The sequence below is a fragment of the Streptomyces sp. NPDC090106 genome (assembly GCF_044747265.1).
Lineage (GTDB): Bacteria > Actinomycetota > Actinomycetes > Streptomycetales > Streptomycetaceae > Streptomyces.
The window spans coordinates 255,450-272,105 of the sequence record NZ_JBIVDS010000009.1; the positions used below are offsets into that span (position 1 = coordinate 255,450).

Annotated in this window: 14 protein-coding genes; 2 read left to right on the forward strand and 12 right to left on the reverse strand. The window is 72.6% G+C overall.

Features of this window, described 5'->3' with window-relative positions; genetic code table 11:
* Positions 1-160 precede the first annotated feature (160 nt).
* The 6 genes from ACIPSE_RS28475 to ACIPSE_RS28500 all read right to left on the reverse strand — a co-directional run bounded on the left by ACIPSE_RS28475 (position 161) and on the right by ACIPSE_RS28500 (position 7,952).
* Entirely contained in the window at positions 161-1,195 is a 1,035-nt protein-coding gene (locus ACIPSE_RS28475) for a LacI family DNA-binding transcriptional regulator (protein ID WP_401667698.1), read from the reverse strand.
* 312 nt (positions 1,196-1,507) lie between these two features.
* Positions 1,508-2,614 carry a peptidase C39 family protein gene (locus ACIPSE_RS28480; protein WP_401667701.1) on the reverse strand — a complete coding sequence of 369 codons (1,107 nt, stop codon included), beginning with the start codon at positions 2,612-2,614 and terminating at the stop codon, positions 1,508-1,510.
* A gap of 136 nt (positions 2,615-2,750) precedes the next feature.
* Positions 2,751-4,853: an iron ABC transporter permease gene (locus ACIPSE_RS28485; RefSeq protein WP_401667703.1), complete on the reverse strand. Its 2,103-nt coding sequence runs from the start codon at positions 4,851-4,853 to the stop codon at positions 2,751-2,753.
* The gene (locus tag ACIPSE_RS28490) at positions 4,850-5,914 is read right to left on the reverse strand and encodes an iron-siderophore ABC transporter substrate-binding protein (protein WP_401667706.1); all 1,065 of its coding nucleotides are present in this window, start codon (positions 5,912-5,914) and stop codon (positions 4,850-4,852) included. The genes ACIPSE_RS28485 and ACIPSE_RS28490 overlap by 4 nt, the downstream gene beginning before the upstream one ends.
* Positions 5,915-6,027: 113 nt before the next feature.
* Complete coding sequence (locus ACIPSE_RS28495) at positions 6,028-6,912, reverse strand: ABC transporter ATP-binding protein (protein WP_401667708.1); 885 nt, start codon at positions 6,910-6,912, stop codon at positions 6,028-6,030.
* A gap of 167 nt (positions 6,913-7,079) precedes the next feature.
* Positions 7,080-7,952: a helix-turn-helix domain-containing protein gene (locus tag ACIPSE_RS28500; protein WP_401667710.1), complete on the reverse strand. Its 873-nt coding sequence runs from the start codon at positions 7,950-7,952 to the stop codon at positions 7,080-7,082.
* Between the two features lie 242 nt (positions 7,953-8,194).
* Between ACIPSE_RS28500 and ACIPSE_RS28505 the strand changes: the two genes are divergently transcribed.
* Positions 8,195-9,427, forward strand: coding sequence for a phosphatidylserine/phosphatidylglycerophosphate/cardiolipin synthase family protein (locus tag ACIPSE_RS28505; RefSeq protein ID WP_401667713.1), 1,233 nt, complete (start codon positions 8,195-8,197; stop codon positions 9,425-9,427).
* A 30-nt stretch (positions 9,428-9,457) separates the two neighbouring features.
* On the opposite strand, the gene ACIPSE_RS28510 is transcribed toward ACIPSE_RS28505, so the two are convergent.
* The 3 genes from ACIPSE_RS28510 to ACIPSE_RS28520 form a co-directional block, all read right to left on the reverse strand.
* Positions 9,458-10,153, reverse strand: a complete 696-nt coding sequence (locus ACIPSE_RS28510) for an SDR family NAD(P)-dependent oxidoreductase (RefSeq protein ID WP_401667715.1) — start codon at positions 10,151-10,153, stop codon at positions 9,458-9,460.
* Between the two features lie 40 nt (positions 10,154-10,193).
* Complete coding sequence (locus ACIPSE_RS28515) at positions 10,194-10,775, reverse strand: DUF4383 domain-containing protein (RefSeq protein ID WP_401667718.1); 582 nt, start codon at positions 10,773-10,775, stop codon at positions 10,194-10,196.
* Positions 10,776-10,919: 144 nt separating this feature from the next.
* Positions 10,920-11,813 (reverse strand): hypothetical protein, encoded by an 894-nt coding sequence (locus ACIPSE_RS28520; protein WP_401667720.1) that lies wholly within the window; start codon positions 11,811-11,813, stop codon positions 10,920-10,922.
* A 304-nt stretch (positions 11,814-12,117) separates the two neighbouring features.
* On the opposite strand from ACIPSE_RS28520, the gene ACIPSE_RS28525 reads away from it, so the two are divergent.
* Complete coding sequence (locus ACIPSE_RS28525; RefSeq protein ID WP_401667722.1) at positions 12,118-13,326, forward strand: oxygenase MpaB family protein; 1,209 nt, start codon at positions 12,118-12,120, stop codon at positions 13,324-13,326.
* A gap of 72 nt (positions 13,327-13,398) precedes the next feature.
* Here the strand turns inward: ACIPSE_RS28525 and ACIPSE_RS28530 are convergent, their stop codons facing one another.
* From ACIPSE_RS28530 to ACIPSE_RS28540, 3 genes are all read right to left on the reverse strand, one after another.
* Entirely contained in the window at positions 13,399-14,619 is a 1,221-nt protein-coding gene (locus tag ACIPSE_RS28530; protein ID WP_401667725.1) for a TetR family transcriptional regulator, read from the reverse strand.
* 102 nt (positions 14,620-14,721) lie between these two features.
* Positions 14,722-15,762 (reverse strand): porin PorA family protein, encoded by a 1,041-nt coding sequence (locus ACIPSE_RS28535; RefSeq protein ID WP_401667728.1) that lies wholly within the window; start codon positions 15,760-15,762, stop codon positions 14,722-14,724.
* 205 nt (positions 15,763-15,967) lie between these two features.
* Positions 15,968-16,615 (reverse strand): TetR/AcrR family transcriptional regulator, encoded by a 648-nt coding sequence (locus tag ACIPSE_RS28540; protein WP_401667730.1) that lies wholly within the window; start codon positions 16,613-16,615, stop codon positions 15,968-15,970.
* Between the last annotated feature and the right edge of the window lie 41 nt (positions 16,616-16,656).

Sequence of the window (16,656 nt, forward strand, 5' to 3'; positions counted from 1 at the left end):
GGATCACGTCCGGCGTCGGCACGGAGGCGTCCGGCGCGAGCGCGATCGCAAACACGGCGGGGAGGGGCGCGGGTTGCCGGAGTTCTTGTCCGGCGCCGGGAGCGTCAGGCGCGGGCGCACCGGAGCGGTGCACCCGGAGCGGCGGAGGCGGCTGCGGGGGTCACCTCAGTCCGCCTGCGCCGGGTGCGCCGCGGCCCAGCGTGCTCTCCCGTTCGACGAGTCGGTGGTCGGCCCACACGCGGCGGGCTTCGTGGGGCGCGTCGCCGCCCAGACGGGCCAGCACGGACTCGACCGCGAGCCGGCCGATGGCCTGCTTGTCCGGCGAGACGGAGGTGAGCGTGACCGCGCCGAACCGTCCCTCGACGACGTCGTCGAAGCCGACGACCGCGATGTCCTCGGGCACCCTCAGCCCGCGTTCGTGCAGGACGCGCATCGCGCCGATGGCCATCGGGTCGTTGTAGGCGAAGACGGCGTCCGGGCTGCGTCCCGACTCCAGGATGCGGGTCATGGCCTCCGCGCCGTCCATGTGCCCCCAGCCGTCGGTGGCGGCGACCAGCCCGTCGTCGGCCGGAAGACCCGCGGCGCACAGTTCCTCGCGCCAGCCCAGGACGCGCAGTTGGGCGGGTTTGCTGTGCCCGCGCCGGGCGCCGATGAACGCGATCTCGCGCCGCCCCAGGCCCACGAGATGGCGTACGGCGGCACGGGCGGCGGCGACGTTGTCGATGGCGATGTGGTCGTACGGCAGGTCGTAGTCCCGTTCGCCGAGCAGGACCAGGGGGACGTTCTCGGCCCGGTCGCGCAGGTCCTCCGCCTCCAGTTCGATGGGGCTGAGGATGAGCCCGTCGATCACTCTCGCCCGGAAGCCCTGACTGACCAGCACCTCCTGCTCGCGCAGGCCGCCGGTGTGGTCGAGGAGGACGATGTAGTCGTGCGAGGAGGCGGCGTCGATGACGGCCGCGGCGAGCTCGGCGAAGTAGGGGTTGCCGAGCTCGGGCAGGGCGAGCGCGATGATGCCCGTCCGCCCTTTGCGCAGATGCCTGGCGGCGAGATTGGGCCGGTAACCGAGCGCGTCGATCGACCTCTGGACGCGCTCGCGCATGGCAGGTGTGACGTGCTGGTAGTTGTTCACCACGTTGGAGACGGTCTTGATGGAGACCCCAGCGTGCGCGGCAACGTCTTTGAGGCTGACCCGCACCGCATTCCCTTCGACAGCGTCCCGGCCGGATCGGCCCGCGAGGGTACGGAGGCCGCACCTTGGGCCGTGCCGGGCCCCGCACATGAATTTTTACAACGTTATACAGGCAGGGTCGCGCGGCTGACAATACGGCTGCCTGCGGTGACGCACCAAGGGTTCCGGCACCATCACGGCCACGGTCACATCCGACGAGATGATCGGCCAGGACGTCACGTCCGTCCGCTACCGGTGTCCGTGAGCACGCCCTCCTGAGGCAACCGTCAGAAGGGCGACCGCGAAAGGCGGCGGAGGAGCGACGGGCTCATGCGCTTCTCAACCGATGCTCACGGCGCCTCGGAATCCGTCCGGCGCCATGGTCGACATCGCGTCGAGGCTCGCGTCCGGGACCGGGAGGAGGTGGGCGTCGACCCAGGTGTCCCCCGCGGTGGCCTGGGCCCAGGGGTCGTCGATCACCACGGCTCCGGCCACGGCGCCGTGACACAGGACCCAGTGCGGCACGTCGAACCCCTGCATCTCGGCGAGGGACAGGAGCAGCAGCACATGTGCCCCTCGGCCGACGAGGTCCCGGACCGCGGCCAGGGACAGATGGCCGGGGTCGACAGGAACACCGAGCCGTTCGGCGTCCGCGCGGGAACTGTGCTGGAGCAGGGCGCGCCAGTCCTGTTCCTTCGCGTCGAGGTGGTCGAGCAGGACGGGCCGGTCGGTGTCCAGGTGCACGGTGACGTCCGGCTCCGGCCACTGCCGGCGCACGGCCACGCCCAGTCCGACGGGTTCGCACGCGGGGAAGTTCGTGGCCTGCCGCCAGAACGTCAACTCCGCGCGCCGGTCCAGCTCGTCGCCCGCCAGGACTCCCGCGTGCGCCCGGGCGACGAGCGCCGTGACGGCACCGCAGGTGAAGTGCGTGCTCTGCCCGTAGTAGGGCGGCGCGTCGTAGGCAGGCTCCTCGTGCGGTGGTGGCGCGACCCCGGCGTCGTCCAGCCAGCGCACGTATCCGGTGGCGGGTCCGGAGGCACCGTCGGACAGCGCGAGGGGAGGGCTCAGCTCCGTGAACCCCGCGGCGGCGGCCTCCTCGGGGCCGCCCGTCCATCCTTCCCACTTGACCTGGGCCAGTCGCCGTTCGCCCGCGTGGGCGAGGACGGCCGCCACGCCCGCGGGCACATCGCCCACGACGTCGACGATCTTCAGGTACGAGGTGCCCGGTCGCGCCGTCACCAGCGCGACGGAACTCCACCGCTCCCCGCCCTCGCCCTTGTCCTCGTCCGGGACGGCGATGAGGGTGGGCCCGTGGGCGGAGCGGTCCACGGTGTGCCAGCGTTCCGGCACCTCGTGCGGTGCGCACCGCCGCGTCAGCGTGGGCACCGCGTCGCGCACGAAGGGGACGACGACGTACTCGGGGGGCGCTTGACGTGAGGACGGCATACCGGCACTCCGTTCGGGACGAGAGGGAAGGAAGGGTGGGGGCGGTGGCTGCCGGGGCTTTCGAGGCCTTCGATGCCTTCGATGCCTTCGATGCGTCATGCGCGCGACTGCCTGGACAGCCACACGAAGTGAGACGTCATACGCGGGACTGTCTCAGGACCCACACGAAGTACGGGGCCCCGACCAGCGCGATCATCAGGCCCGCCGGCAGTTGCGAGGGGGCGATGACCGTGCGGCCCAGCGCGTCCGCCACGCACACCAGCAGTCCGCCCAGCAGCATCGCGACCGGGATCGCGCGGCTGTGCCGGGCGCCCACCAGCGAGCGGGCGAGGTGCGGGGCGACGAGTCCCACGAAGCCGACGACGCCCACGGCGATCACGCTGAGCGCGGCGAGCACCGCGGCGATCGTCAGTGCGGCGAACCGGGTGCGCTGCACCCGGACGCCGACGACGCGCGGGGTGTCCTCGTCGACGGCGAGCAGGTCGAGCCGGTCGCGCATGCCCAGCAGCACCGGGAGGGCGATCGCCAGTGCGACGGCGACCGGCAGGACGTCGGCGAAGGTCCGCCCGTAGGTCGTGCCGGACAGCCAGGTGAAGATCCGCGGGGTGTCGTAGGGGTCGGCGCGCAGCAGGAGGAAGGTGGTGACGGAGCTGAGGCCGTAGCCCATGCCGATGCCGATCAGGACGAACCGGTCGGGCAGGAAGCCGCCGCGCCACGACAGCAGGGCGATCACGGCGAAGGTGAGCAGGCCCGCCGCGATGGCCACCGCGATGAGCACGGGCCTGCCGCCGGACACGCCCGAGGTGACGACGGCCGCCGCGCCGAGCCCGGCGCCCGCGGTGATGCCGAGGACACCCGGCTCCGCCAGCGGGTTGCGCACCGAACCCTGCACGACGCACCCGGCCAGTCCGAGCGCGGCCCCGGCGACGATCGCGGCGCTCACCCGCGGCACCCGGTCGTCGAGCGCCTGGCCGATCAGGTTCGGGGCGCTCCCCTGGAGCCACAGCACGATGTCCCCGGTCCTCAGCCACAGGCTTCCGGCCAGCACGGACACGACGGCGGCCACCGCGAGCAGCGCCACCACGCCCGACACGACGACGAGGAAGGCGCGCCGCGACCGTACGGCGACCCGGGCCGGGGGCGGTTGCCGCACCCCGCCCGTGTCGCGCAGGCGCAGCGCGAGCACGACGATCAGGACCGAGCCGAGCAGTGCGGTCGGTACGCCGGTGGGGATGGAGGCGGCGCCGTCCGCGCCCTGGATCGCGCGCAGCACCGCGTCGGCGAGCAGGATGAGCAGCGCGCCGAGCAGCCCCGCGGCGGGCAGCAGGAAGGCGTGCCCGCGCAGCGCCTTGACCTTGGTCCCGATCAGCCGGGCCAGCACCGGTGCGCCGAGGCCGACGAAGGCGATGGGGCCCGCGAGCGTGACCGCGGTGGCGGTCAGGAGCACCGCGCAGACCACCGCGCCCACGCGGGTGCCGCGGACCGGTACGCCGAGGGTGGCGGCGGTGTCGTCGCCGAGACGCATCACGTCCAGCCGCCTGGACAGCGCCAGCGCGGCGCACAGCACCACGGCGACGAGCGGGAGGGCACGCATCGACGCGTCGATGTTCAGCTGCGCGAGGGAGCCGCTCCCCCAGGCGAACAGGCCCGTGGTGTTCTTGGAGAACAGGATGAGCAGCATCCCGGTCGCGGCGTCCAGGGCCATCGCCACCGCCGAGCCGGCGAGGATCAGGCGGGTGCCCGCCGTGCCCGCGGCCCGGCCCGCGAGCGCCAGCACCGCGCCCGCCGCGAGGAGGCCGCCGGTGAACGCGACGGCGCCCGACGCCCACAGCGGCACGGAGAGACCGAAGGCGGCGACGCAGGTGACGCTGAAGTAGGCCCCCGCGGTGACGGCGACCGTGTCCGGGGAGGCGAGCGTGTTGTGGGTGACGGACTGGAGCAGAGTGCCCGCGCAGCCCAGCGCGAGGCCCACCGCGACGCCCGCGAGCAGGCGCGGCAGCCGGGAGCCGGTGAAGATCTCCCCGACCAGGACCCCTTGTGTGCTGTCACGGTGTCCGGCGGCATAGCGCACCAGGTCGGCGAAGCCGACGCCCGATGTGCCCTGCGTCAGATGCCACAGGCCCACCAGGACGGTCGCGGCGGCGAGCGCCGTCAGGACGGCCGCCCCGGCCGGGCCGCCGCCGCGCTCGGAGGCGGGCGGCGACCCTTCGCGGGGCGGTGCGAGGCGTACCGTGCTCACTTCTTGTCGAGGACGTCGACGTAGGCGTCGATCGCCTGCTCGCAGGAGCGCGGACCGCCGGCGCCCCAGACCCGGGCCGGGAAGGCGTGCGCGCGGCCGTCCTCGACCGCCGGGAGGGACTTCCAGATCGGGTTCTTCTGGAGCGCCGCCACATAGCCGCCGGCGCCTTCGTCGTTCGCGTAGAAGAGGTTCGCCTCGCCGACGGCGGTCAGGCCCTCGACGTCGGTCTGCGCGAGACCGTAGGACGGGTCGACGCCGCCGTCACCGTGCTTGCTGTTGACGTCCTTGGTCCACGCGGGCGTCATGCCCAGTTCCTTGCCGATCTCGGTGAACAGGGCGCCGTCGCTGTACGGGCGGATGGTGAGGTTGCCGCTGTCCAGCCAGCCGTCGAAGAACACGAAGTCCTTGGTGGGCAGGTCGGCGTCGGTGACCTGCTGCTTGGCGTCGGCGAGGTGCTGGTCGAACTCCTCGAGGACCTGGTCGGCGCGCTCGGTGCGGCCCGTCGCCTCGCCGATCATGCTGAAGACCTCGCGCATGTTGCCGATGGGGTCGGCCGGGTCCGCGCCGCGCGTGGCCATCACCGGCACGCCCCGCTTCTCCAGCTTCGCGATCATCTCGTCGTCGGCGTCGAACGCCTCCACCACGATGAGGTCGGGGTTCGCCGCGTAGAGGGTGTCGAGGTCGGGCTCCTCGCGGGTGCCGATGTCCTTCACCCCGTCGGGCAGCTTCTCGGCGCTCACCCAGGTGCTGTAGCCCTTCGCGTCGGAGACCGCGGTCGGGGTCACGCACAGGGTCAGCGCGTCCTCGACCTGCTGCCACTCCAGGACGGCGATCCGCTGCGCGGGCTTGTCGAGGGTCACCTTGCGGCCGACGCCGTCGGTGAGGGAGACCGGGCCGGTGGAGGTGGTGGTCTTGTCGTCGGCGCAGCTCTTCGAGGCGGGCGACGCACTGGCGCTGCTCGCACCTGTCGCCTTGTCGACGTCGGTCGTGCCGCAGGCCGTTGCGGCGAGCAGAGTGAGTCCGGTGGAGGCTGCGGCCGCCAGACGACGGGCACGGTTCATGGAGGGTCCTCGATTCTCAGAAGGGAGGGAGGGGGAGTGCGGGGTGGGAACGGCGGGGCCCTCTGCGGGGCCCGGCAGGTCAGGAGGGGGCGACGGTCAGGAAGGTCGCCGGGTCAGGAGGGGTGGCGGCCCAGGGGGTCGATGCGCAGCCGGCCCGTCCGGGGGTCGGTGTGGACCTCGACGCGGATGTCGTAGACCGCGCTGATGTGGTCGGCGGTGAGGACCTCGGCGGGGGTGCCTACGGCGTGCACCCGCCCGGCGTGCATGAGGACCAGCGTGTCCGCCGCACGGGCCGCGTGATCGAGGTCGTGGAGGACGATCCCGACGGCGATGCCGTGGTCCTGGACGAGGTCGCGCACGAGGTCGAGGGTCTCGATCTGGTAGCGCAGGTCCAGGTGGTTGGTGGGTTCGTCGAGCAGGACGACGCCGGTGTCCTGGGCCAGGCAGGCCGCGAGCCAGACGCGTTGCATCTCCCCGCCGGAGAGTTCCCCGACGGGCCGGCCGGCCATGTCGTGCACCCCGGTGGCGGTCATGGCGTGCTCGACGGCGGCCCGGTCCTCTGCGGTGGGTCCGGCGAATCCGCGCCGGTAGGGGTGGCGGCCGAAGGCCACGACCTCGGCGACGGTGAGCCCCTGCGGCGCGGGCCTGGACTGGGAGAAAAGGGTGACCTCGCGGGCGAACCGGCGCGGGCTGAGCAGGGCCGCGTCCCGTTCCTCCGATCCGTCACCGCCGAGTGTCAGCCGGCCGGCGTCCGCGCGGTGCAGCCGGGACAGCGCGCGCAGGAGGGTGGACTTGCCGCTGCCGTTCGGCCCGACCAGGGCGGTCGCGCGTCCGGCCTCAAGGGTGAGGGAGACACCGTGGACGACGGGCCTGCCGCCGTAACTGAGCTCCAGCGCACGCCCGTTCAGCGCGCCGACCGGAGCCTGTGCTGCGGCCGGAACGTCCGGTCCGGCCGGGGATCCGCCGTCGGGCGTTGAAGGGCTGGGGTGGGTGAACATCGTTGGGTCCGCACACTTCGGGGGGTCGAGGACGACGGCACCCTCTGCCCGGACTTCTCCGGCCGGGCAGCACGCGGTACCGCGCACGGACAGCACCGTTCACGGCGAGCACCAACTAAGGGTTACCTAACTCCGTGAAGGCTATATTCCGGTCGCCCTGTCGACAATCAGGAGTTCCGGTCACCCGATACGGGATTCCGGACACCCTGCGCGCTCCCCCGGGCCGCGAAGAACGCGCCGGGCGTGGTGCCCATGACCCGCCGGAACGCGGCGATGAAGGAGCTGGGCTGCGCGTAGCCGAGCACCTCGGAGACCGTCATCACGTCGAAGCCCTCGGACAGCAGCATCAGCGCCCGGTGCACCCGCAGCAGCTGCCGCCACTGCGCGAAGGCCAGACCGGTCGCCTGCCGGAAGGCGCGTGTGATGGTGCGGTCGCTGGTCCCCATGTGCCGGGCCCACTCCTCCAGCGAGCGGTCGTCGGCGGGATCGTCCAGCAGGGCCTCGGCGATGGCGTCGATCCGGGGATCGCCGGGCAGCTGCAAGGTCAGCTGACGCTGCGACGGTTCGATCACGTCGAACACGACGGCCTCCGCCCGCGCTCTGGCGGCCTCGCCGAGATCCGTGCGCGACAGATGCCCCAGCAGGGACTCCAGGAGCGGCGTCATGGTGATCGCCTGCGGCGCGTTGAACGCCACGGGGGTGCGCTCCGGGGCGAAGAAGGCGCCGTGGAACTCCGCGCCCGCCGTCGCCCGGCCGCCGTGCTCGACCCCGGCGGGCATCCACAGGCCGTGTCCCTCGACGACGGTGAAGACGCGGTCGCCCACCCGGGAGGTCAGGGTCCCGTCGCGCACCCAGACGAGTTCGTGCAGGGAGTGGGCGTGCGGAGTCCACTCGGTCGGCACCGGCACCACCTGGTAGCCGGCGATGACGGTGAAGGGGGCCTCGTCGGAGCGCGGGAGCTCGACGGCCCGCCGTACGACCGTGTCCGGTTCGCGCCGCCACATCCCGAGCGCGGGGGCGTCACGGGGCGATCGGATCATGCGACGGATTCTATTCGCCCGGTTCCGCGGCCCGGGCGGGCCCCTGACTCGCCCCTGGCTCGCCCCTGACTGGCCCCTGACTGGCCTCTGACTGGCCCCTGCCTGGCCGAGCGTGCCGCGCGTGCGTGCCGCGTGTCGTCCCACGAAGGACCGGCGTAAGTCCGTGTCGGCTGGGCATCCGCAAGTCTGGCCCGCTCGGCAGCCCGTGCCGTTCCCGTCCTCCGGGCCAGGGGGGATTCACCGTGACAGTCGACGACGCGACCGCGACCGCCGCTCACGACACCGCGCCGGACGCGACGTCCGGGGCGGTACCGGACGTGGCGGCGCGCAAGCAGCGTCTGCGCCGCCGCCTGGAGCGGCTGATCGGCGTGGCCGCGACCGAGGGCAACGAGCTGGTGCCGCTGCGCAACGGGGACGCGATCTTCCCCGCGATGCTGGAGGCGATCCGCTCGGCCCGGCACACCGTCGACATGATGACGTTCGTGTACTGGCGGGGCCGCATCGCGCAGGACTTCGCCGCCGCGCTGGCCGACCGGGCCCGGGCGGGGGTGCGGGTACGGCTGCTGCTGGACGGTTTCGGCGCCAAGGAGATCGAGGGGAGGCTGCTGGAGCTCATGACGTCCGCGGGTGTGCAGGTGGCCTGGTTCCGCAAGCCCCTGTGGCTGTCGCCGTTCAAGCAGAACCACCGCTGCCACCGCAAGGCCCTCGTGGTCGACGAGCGGACCGCGTTCACCGGTGGCGTCGGCATCGCGGAGGAGTGGTGCGGTGACGCCCGCGACGCCGGCGAGTGGCGCGACACGCACGTCCGGGTCCGGGGTCCGGCCGTGGACGGCATCGCGGCGGCGTTCGCGCAGAACTGGGCGGAGTGCCATGACGAGCTCTTCGACGACCGCGACCAGTTCACCGAGCACGAGCAGAACGGTTCGTCCGTGGTGCAGGTCGTGCGCGGGTCCGCGAGCATCGGCTGGCAGGACATGCAGACCCTCATCCGCGTGATGCTCGCCTCCGCCGAGGAGCGGTTCCGGCTGGCCACCGCGTACTTCGCGCCCGACACGTACTTCGTGGACCTGCTGTGCGCGACCGCCCGGCGCGGGGTGCGGGTCGAGATCCTGCTGCCCGGCCCGCACACGGACCAGCGCGCCTGCCAGCTCGCGGGCCAGCACCACTACGCCCAGTTGCTGGAGGCGGGGGTGCGCATCCGGCAGTACCGGCCGACGATGATGCACGCCAAGATCATCACCGTGGACTCGGTCGCCTCCCTCATCGGCTCCACCAACTTCAACCGCCGCTCCATGGACCACGACGAAGAGGTCATGCTCGCCGTCCTCGACGAGGTGTTCACCGCCGAACTCGACCGCGACTACGACGCGGACCTGGAGCGCAGCACGGAGATCGACGCACGGCGCTGGAAGCGCCGGGCGGTCCCGCAGCGGGTCAAGGAGACCCTGGTCCTGCCGCTGCGCCGGTTCCTCTGAGCCGTCCGCCCGAAGGCTCGGCCCCGTCGCCTACCGGACCACTTCCAGCGGGGCGTTCGCGCCGGGACGGACGAAGCGGGCGTTCTCGGCCAGGGCTCTCACGACGGCGTCCACGGCCTGCTCGACGGGCAGCCCCGGCGGCAGCCGTGGCGCCTCGCCCTGGACGGCGCGCTCGGCGAAGCGTGTGTCCATGTGGGGGAGGTTGATCTCCAGGACGCTCACGCCCCGGCGCCGCTGTTCCCGGCGGACCGCCGTGAGCCAGGTGGCCAGGGCCGCCTTGGCGGCGGCGTAGTCCGCCATCCGGGCCGGGGCCGCCTCGGCGACGACTCCGGTGACGGCGGCGAGGACCCCGCCGTCCGCGACCCGGGGCGCGGCGGCCCGCAGGAACGCCATCGGCGCGAGGGCGTTGACGCCGACGAGGTACTCGGCGACGGCGTCGGTCATCTCCTCGGCCGGGCCGAACGCGCCGATGCCGACGCACACGACGACGCCGTCGAGGCCGCCGAGTTCACCGGCCGCCCAGGTGACGGTCTGCGCGCAGGCGTCCAGGTCCCAGGCGTCGAACGTCCGGGCGGGAGCGTCCGCGCAGGCCGCCTGGACGGCCGCGAGCGCGTCCGGGTCGCGGCCGGCGAGGGCCGGGCGCGCCCCGAGGGAGTGCAGGCGGGCCACGAGAGCCGCGCCTATCTCCCCGGTGGCACCGGGGACCAGCACGCGTGCGCCGCACATGTCCATGCCGCACCTGCCTTTCCGGGGCCACCGCCCCGGGTCACCCCGTGCGCGGTACGTCGGTCCCGGCGAGCCCTTGTCGGGACACCGGGCCGCCGACCGGCAGGGGCAGCTTGTCGCCCCGTTCCCGGCGGCGTGCCGCGAGGGACTCCCGGGCCGCCTCACGGGCGTGCCGGCGGCGCCAGTACGGGTTGTCGTGGGGCAGCTTGCTCGACACCCGTCCGTACATCCCGAACGTGAGGATGACGAGCCCCATGACGAAGCTGAAGACGACGTTGGTCATGCCGAAGCCGAGGACGTTCGACGGCTTGTCGAGGATGAAGACGTGAACGAATCCACTCAGCAGGAACAGGGTTCCCACGACCATGTTGAGCGTCGAGGCGAAGTTCCCGCCGACGACGGCTCCGCAGACGAGGGCCACTCCCACGATCACGGAGACGAGGCTGAGCACGCCGTTCGTCGACATGCCCGCGATGCTGTCCCCGTCGGTGCTGAAGGGGCTCAGTTCGTCGGCGAATCCGAGGGCGCCGAAGACGAGGAGGGTCAGCCCGCAGAAGGCGGCGCCGTACCGGTAGACCGCGGCGAGTCTGTGGTCCACGGGGAGCTCGTCGCTCAGTTTCATGGCGATTCCTTTCCCGATGCGCGAACGCGTCACGAGGTTCGACACGGCGGCCTCGCACATCGGCCGCTCTGCACTGCATTCGGCGGAAGACCTTCGGACGGTTGCACCGATTCGGACATTTCACCCCTCGTGTCCGCGGCGGGATCAGGGCCGCAGCAGGCTCACGGCACCCGTGGCCAGCACCCGGCCGGCGACGGTCACGGCGAAGCGGGCCCTGCCCCGTTCCCCGGCCACCTCGACGGCTGCGCCCCTGGCCGGGACCGGCGACGCGACATCGGCGTGAAGTCCCACCACGGCGCGGGCCGCCATGCCGGAGGACAGCAGTACGGCCTGCCGTCCGGCCTCCAGGACGGCCGACGTGGTCAGGTGGCCCGGCGCCCCGGGCAGGAGCACGGGGTGGGCGGGATCGCGCGGGGCGATCACCAGACGGCCCTGGGGCCCGCGGGCGAGCAGCACGTCCGCGTCACAGGCCGCACCCACGGCCGCCGCGGCCGGATGGAGGAGTCCGGGCAGGGACGGCGGCGCAGTCGGTGAGCTCTCCCGCGGCTGCGGTTCCGCGAGCCGCATGGCGCAGGTGGCGAAGGGCTGCCCGGCGTGCAGGTACTCGGCCGTGACGCGGAAGGAGGCCGGACCGCCGTCCCGGACGACCACGTCGCCGAGGATCACCCGGACGGACAGATCCGTCGCGCTGCCGCTCTCGGTCGGCGTCGCGCTCGGGCGCAGCCCGAGACTCACCGACCTCACCTCGCAGGCCGGCCGTCCGGCGGAGGGGAGATGCCACCGCTCGACGGCCGCGGCGATCTGCCGTGTGGTCTCGACGGCGATCAGCGGGTGGTGCGCCACGGTGGTGTCGCGTTCGTTCAAGGGGTGCGTACGCGGCCACTGGCACTGGCTCTCGAAGAAGCGGTCCCCGACCCGGCTCAGGGACACGACGAGCAGGGACGCCATCGTCTCCAGCCCCAGCGAGCGCCAGGTCGGCGTCCCGTCGGCCCTTTCCCGAGCCGTCTCCCCCATGAGCCGGGCGGCGACAGTCTCCATTCCTGGGCCTCCTCGATACGAAAACGGACACGGACGCGGATTCAGATGCGAGTACGGACGGATACGACATCCTTCGGCCCGGACCGCCGCGCCGGATGCAGGACAGCCGCCGCCACCTCTGCGCCGCCCCTGTCGGCACATCCCCGCCGCTCGCCCCGTGACCACCATTGCCGACACCGCGCCGCACCGCTATGTTAACGCAGAATCACATCTCTCACCTGAGCGCGAAACACGAACGTCACCCAACTGACCAGTAAAAACGCATCACTTTGACGATCCACCCCTCAGGGAAGCAGGTAAGTCAATGGAGAATCTCAGCAGGCGCAGAGCTCTGACGCTCGGTGCGGCGCTCGGCCTCGTGGGAGTGGCGGGCGGAACCAAGGCCTGGGCCTGGCCGGCGTCGGCGTCGGTCGCGGGAGCGGGCGCGGGCACCGATCCGGAGTACGTCTGGGACAGCGCCGTGGACCCCGTGATGGCGGCGGTGATCGAGAACGGCCAGGTCCCGGCGGTGAACACCGCCATCAAGGACTGGGTGAACAACGGCGACGCGCTCCCCACCGGCCTGCCCACCGACCTCGCCGCCCATCTGCGGCAGGCCAACGCGCTGCCCTCCTGGGCCGACACCGCCAAGCTGACCCGCGCCGCGGACTTCAACCGGCGCCGGGACACCTACCTGTTCATGCTCTACGGCCTCGGCAGCGGGATCATGAGCACGGTGATCCCGCGCGAGGCCCGCAGCGTCTACTGGTCCGCGGGCGGCGCGAACATGCAGGACCGCGCGGCGAAGACGTTCACCTTCGGCTACGACCTGTCCCAGCTCAAGGCCTTCGAGCCCACGGGCCAGTTCGTGGTCACCGCCAACAAGACGCGGCTGGTGCACGCCGCGGTGCGCCATCTGCTGCCGCAGTCGCCGCACTGGACGGCGAACAGCACCCAGTCCATCCCGATCAGCGCCGCCGACATCCTCGTCACCTTCCACAGCCTCGGAACCTTCGTCCGCAGGCGGCTGCTCGACTGGAACGTCCCCTTCCCGGCGGCGGACCAGGAGGCCTTCCTGCACTCCTGGCAGGTCGCCCTGCATCTGCTGGGTGTCCCGGACGAGTACATCCCGCAGACCTGGGCCGCCGCGGACGCCCAGTCGGCACAGGTGCTCACACCGATCCTCGCGTCCACCAGCGAGGGCCTGGAACTGGCCGAGGACCTGCTGGGTCTCACCGCCCAGATCGACCTCGGCGTCACGCGCGGGTTCCTCAACGAGTTCGTGCGCTACGTCCTCAGCAACGAGGTCGGCGACTGGCTCGGGCTGAAGCGCGACTACGCCGCCGCGGCACTCGTGCGGACCGTCTGGCCCGCCTACATCCTGTTCCGCGAGGGGCTGTCGCCGGTGATGCCCGGATCGTTCTACGTGGTGGACCAGTTCGTGCGCGCGCTGGCCATGCTGTTCCTCAACAAGGGCACCTCGCCCACCGCCACCCTCATCACGATCCCCACCGGGAACCGCCCCGCCGCCTGAAGCCCGGGCCCCGGCCCCGGTTGTCCGCCCCGCACCGGTCACGGTCGGGCGGGGCGGGCAGTCAGGCCGGTGTCACAGCCCCAGCGCGCCCACGACCAGCGCCGTGACGACGTCACGGTGCTCCTGTGTGTCCCGCCACCGCAGTCCACGCCCCGCCTCGACGGCCACCCCGAACCCCGCGTGCACCAGCACACGGGCCTGCCGTGGATCCAACTCCGCCCGCACCAGCCGGAGTTGCTGTTCCCATACGGCGATGTACTCGCGCTGCGCGAGGACGACGGGCCGTCTCAGGTCGTCCGGCAGGCCGGCCACCTCGGCCTCGGCGACGCTGTTCAGCGCGGTGTGCTCGAAGCAGTACGCCACGTGCGTCGCCGCCAGCGCGACGACGGCGTCGTAGGGGTCGGCGATGTCCCGCAGGCCGCGGTCGACGCCCTGCGTGACCACTCCCGCCGCCTGGAGGCAGGCCGCGGCGAGGATGTCGACCTTGCCGGGGTAGTGCCGGTACAGCGCGGAGGGCGCGAGACCGACCGCCTCCGCGATCTGGCCGTTGGTGACGCTCGCGAAGCCGTCCCGGGCGAACAGCGGGATGGCGGCGGCCAGGATCTGCGCACGCCGGGTGCGCGGCACCGGCTGGGCGGGCGGTTCCACGGGGCGGGCGGCGCCCCGCGGAGCCGCGGCCGGGTCGGTCGCGGCCACCCGCGCCGCGGACGCCGACAGCAGCTCCTCGGCCCGGCGCGCGGCGATCGAGGTGTGGTGCATCGTGATGGACCCGATGGCCCCGAGAGCGGCCACGGCCCGCAGGTGCGCCAGGGAGAGCGGTCGGGACGCGGCGGGCGGCTGCCCCGTGGCCGGCGGACCCGTCGGGGGCAGCGGGTGCTCGCGCCCTACCGCCTCCTCCACCCGCCCGACGACGTGCGCGAACTTCGCCCGCAGATGGCGCCGGTCCTCACGGTGGAGGTAGCGGGCCTCCCACCGGTACACCCCGCCGGACGCCCGGTAGGCGACGGTGACCCGGCCGAGGGCGGCCAGGAGGTCCGCGAGGGGCGCCGCGGGCGGCACCTCGTCGACGGCCGCGACCAGTCGGTCGGCCATGATCTCGGTGCACTCGGCGAACAGGGCGTACTTGTTGGGGAAGTGGCGGTACAGCGCCGCGGCGGTGATGCCCACGCGGGCGGCGATCTCCTCCATGGAGGTCCAGTGGTAGCCGCGTTCACTGAAGACCCGGCCCGCGGCCTCGACGATGAGCTGCCTGCGGTTGCGGGGCCGAACGGCCGCGGTCGGCTCGGTGGTCACAACCGAACGGGCGGGAGCGGGAACGGGGCCATGTCGAGCAGTCAATCACACTTGCCGACGGCCCCCGGGGCATCCGTCGCAGGTGGCGGCGCGGGCCGGGTCTCACCGCGCCGCGGAGGCGACTTCCTCCTCGCTCGGCTCGGCGGTGGCGGCGGCGCGGGCCTTGCGGCGGTCCAGCCAGAGGGCGAGGGCCAGGAGCAGCAGGGCGAGCACCAGCAGGCCGATCGGGGTCGCCGTGCCGAGCAGCCACAGCAGCCGCGCGGTCGTCTCGGCGTCGTCGGCCTGCCGGTGGACCGAGGCCTGGGCCCCCTGGACGTCGACGTCGCTCACCGGGAAGAGCGGCACGGCCCCCTCGGCGCCCTGCGTCCGCGCGACGACCTTCTGGTGCAGGGAGCCGTTCAGGGACAGCCCGGTCTCCGCGTCGACCCAGCCCCGCCGTTCGGTGGCGGTGGTGTACGTCAGCGGCACCGACTCCGGCAGAGCGTCCAACGCCCCCTGTTCCGGGCGCTGTTGCTCGGGGAGCGCGGCGACGAGGCCGAGCACCGCCGCGCGCGGCAGGACGGGCGGCAGCGCCTTGAGGGTGGCGGTGTCGGCGAGGGCTCCGTCGGAGGAGATGCCGTACACGTAGGCCTCGCGCCCGTCGACGGTCTGCGTGCCCTCGTACTCGGCCGGGAACGTCTTCTTCGTTCCGGTGTCCCAGAACCGGTAGTCCCGCTTCTCGGGTTCGAGAGGCCAGGAGATGACGAGGCCCTCGTGCGCCTCGGCCCCGGAGCCGGCGGGGGCGGGCCGCTCGGTGAGGTCGCGCCGGTCCAGCGCCCACACATACGTGGAGGCGCTCAGCTTCGCACCGCCCGGGCCGCGCAGCACGGCGTCGTCGGAGACAAGGGCGGTCCGGCCGTGCGTCTCCTTCACCTCGATCCGGCGGTCGAGGGTGACGGGCACACCCGTCAGGAAGGCCTTGCTCATGTCACCGGCCTGGAGCGCCTGTGCGTTGAGAAGGGTGGCGGTGCCTTCGTAGCGGAAGGTGCTCTCGGCGTCGGCCGGCACCTGGTGCAGCGCGGGGTAGACGGTGAACCGCGTGACGGCGGACGCCGCCACCAGAAGCACGGCCGATCCGGTCAGTACCCAACTGGTCCTGCGCATGGCTTCTCCTCAAAGGAGCTGTCACAGACGGAGAGGAACTTAGCGAGCGCTAAGAAGGTAGGGCGGTGCGCTGAGGGCGTCAACACTCTGAACAGGGCCTGCTCTATTGGCTTTTGACCTGATCAGGTTCAACACGCGGCCCCAAAAGGCCTCATCACCCGAGCAGTTCACTGAGCGATCGATAAGTGGCGTCGAGACTCCGGGTTCAGGGCTCCTCCGGCCCGTTCGTCCGGTGGGCCGGGTGGAGTGCGGGGAAGACCGCCTCGACCAGATGCAGGGCCGTACTGGTCAGCATCACGTGCAGATCGCCGCGTTCCAGCGTGCCGCGCACCAGCCACTCACGGGACGCGGCCTTGAGCATGCCGCTGTGCGCCCGTACCAGCGCGCGCAGTTGGGTCCGGCCCTCGGTGACATCGCCCATCATCGCGGCCTCCAGGACGCAGTCGATGGCCGCCTCGTCGGCCTCGAACATGATCTGGTCGATGTCGGGGTCACGGCTGACCGCTTGGAGGTCGATCGCGGACAGCCACATCTCGCGGTTGTTCCCGACCACGTCGAGCCAGCGGTCCACGCAGATCGACAGGCGCTCCCGGGCACCCGTCGCGGGCAGGCGCTGGGAGACGGAGTCGGGGACGACCATCACCTGGCGCACCACGGTCAGGTAGAGCTGCCGCTTGCTGCCGAAGTAGTGGTTGATCAGCGCGCGTGCCGCCCCGGCCTCGGCGGCGATGTCGGCGAGCGACACCGCGCCGTAGCTGCGGGCCCCGAACAGCCGTCGTGCGGCGGCGAGGATCTCGGCACGCCGGGCGTCCGGCGCGAGTCGGCGGCGCCGGGCCGCACGCTGAACGCCCATGTGGTCATCTCCTCGACGTGGGTCCCGGTGGGTCGGCGTTC

What these genes read in the sequence shown, in the direction of transcription:
- ACIPSE_RS28480 (WP_401667701.1), bottom strand. Translation starts at nt 2,614, where the DNA reads ATGCCGTCCTCACGTCAAGCGCCCCCCGAGTACGTCGTCGTCCCCTTC.
- ACIPSE_RS28490 (WP_401667706.1), bottom strand. Translation starts at nt 5,914, where the DNA reads ATGAACCGTGCCCGTCGTCTGGCGGCCGCAGCCTCCACCGGACTCACT.
- ACIPSE_RS28495 (WP_401667708.1), bottom strand. Translation starts at nt 6,912, where the DNA reads ATGTTCACCCACCCCAGCCCTTCAACGCCCGACGGCGGATCCCCGGCC.
- ACIPSE_RS28500 (WP_401667710.1), bottom strand. Translation starts at nt 7,952, where the DNA reads ATGATCCGATCGCCCCGTGACGCCCCCGCGCTCGGGATGTGGCGGCGC.
- ACIPSE_RS28510 (WP_401667715.1), bottom strand. Translation starts at nt 10,153, where the DNA reads ATGTGCGGCGCACGCGTGCTGGTCCCCGGTGCCACCGGGGAGATAGGC.
- ACIPSE_RS28515 (WP_401667718.1), bottom strand. Translation starts at nt 10,775, where the DNA reads ATGAAACTGAGCGACGAGCTCCCCGTGGACCACAGACTCGCCGCGGTC.
- ACIPSE_RS28520 (WP_401667720.1), bottom strand. Translation starts at nt 11,813, where the DNA reads ATGGAGACTGTCGCCGCCCGGCTCATGGGGGAGACGGCTCGGGAAAGG.
- ACIPSE_RS28525 (WP_401667722.1), top strand. Translation starts at nt 12,118, where the DNA reads ATGGAGAATCTCAGCAGGCGCAGAGCTCTGACGCTCGGTGCGGCGCTC.
- ACIPSE_RS28535 (WP_401667728.1), bottom strand. Translation starts at nt 15,762, where the DNA reads ATGCGCAGGACCAGTTGGGTACTGACCGGATCGGCCGTGCTTCTGGTG.
- ACIPSE_RS28540 (WP_401667730.1), bottom strand. Translation starts at nt 16,615, where the DNA reads ATGGGCGTTCAGCGTGCGGCCCGGCGCCGCCGACTCGCGCCGGACGCC.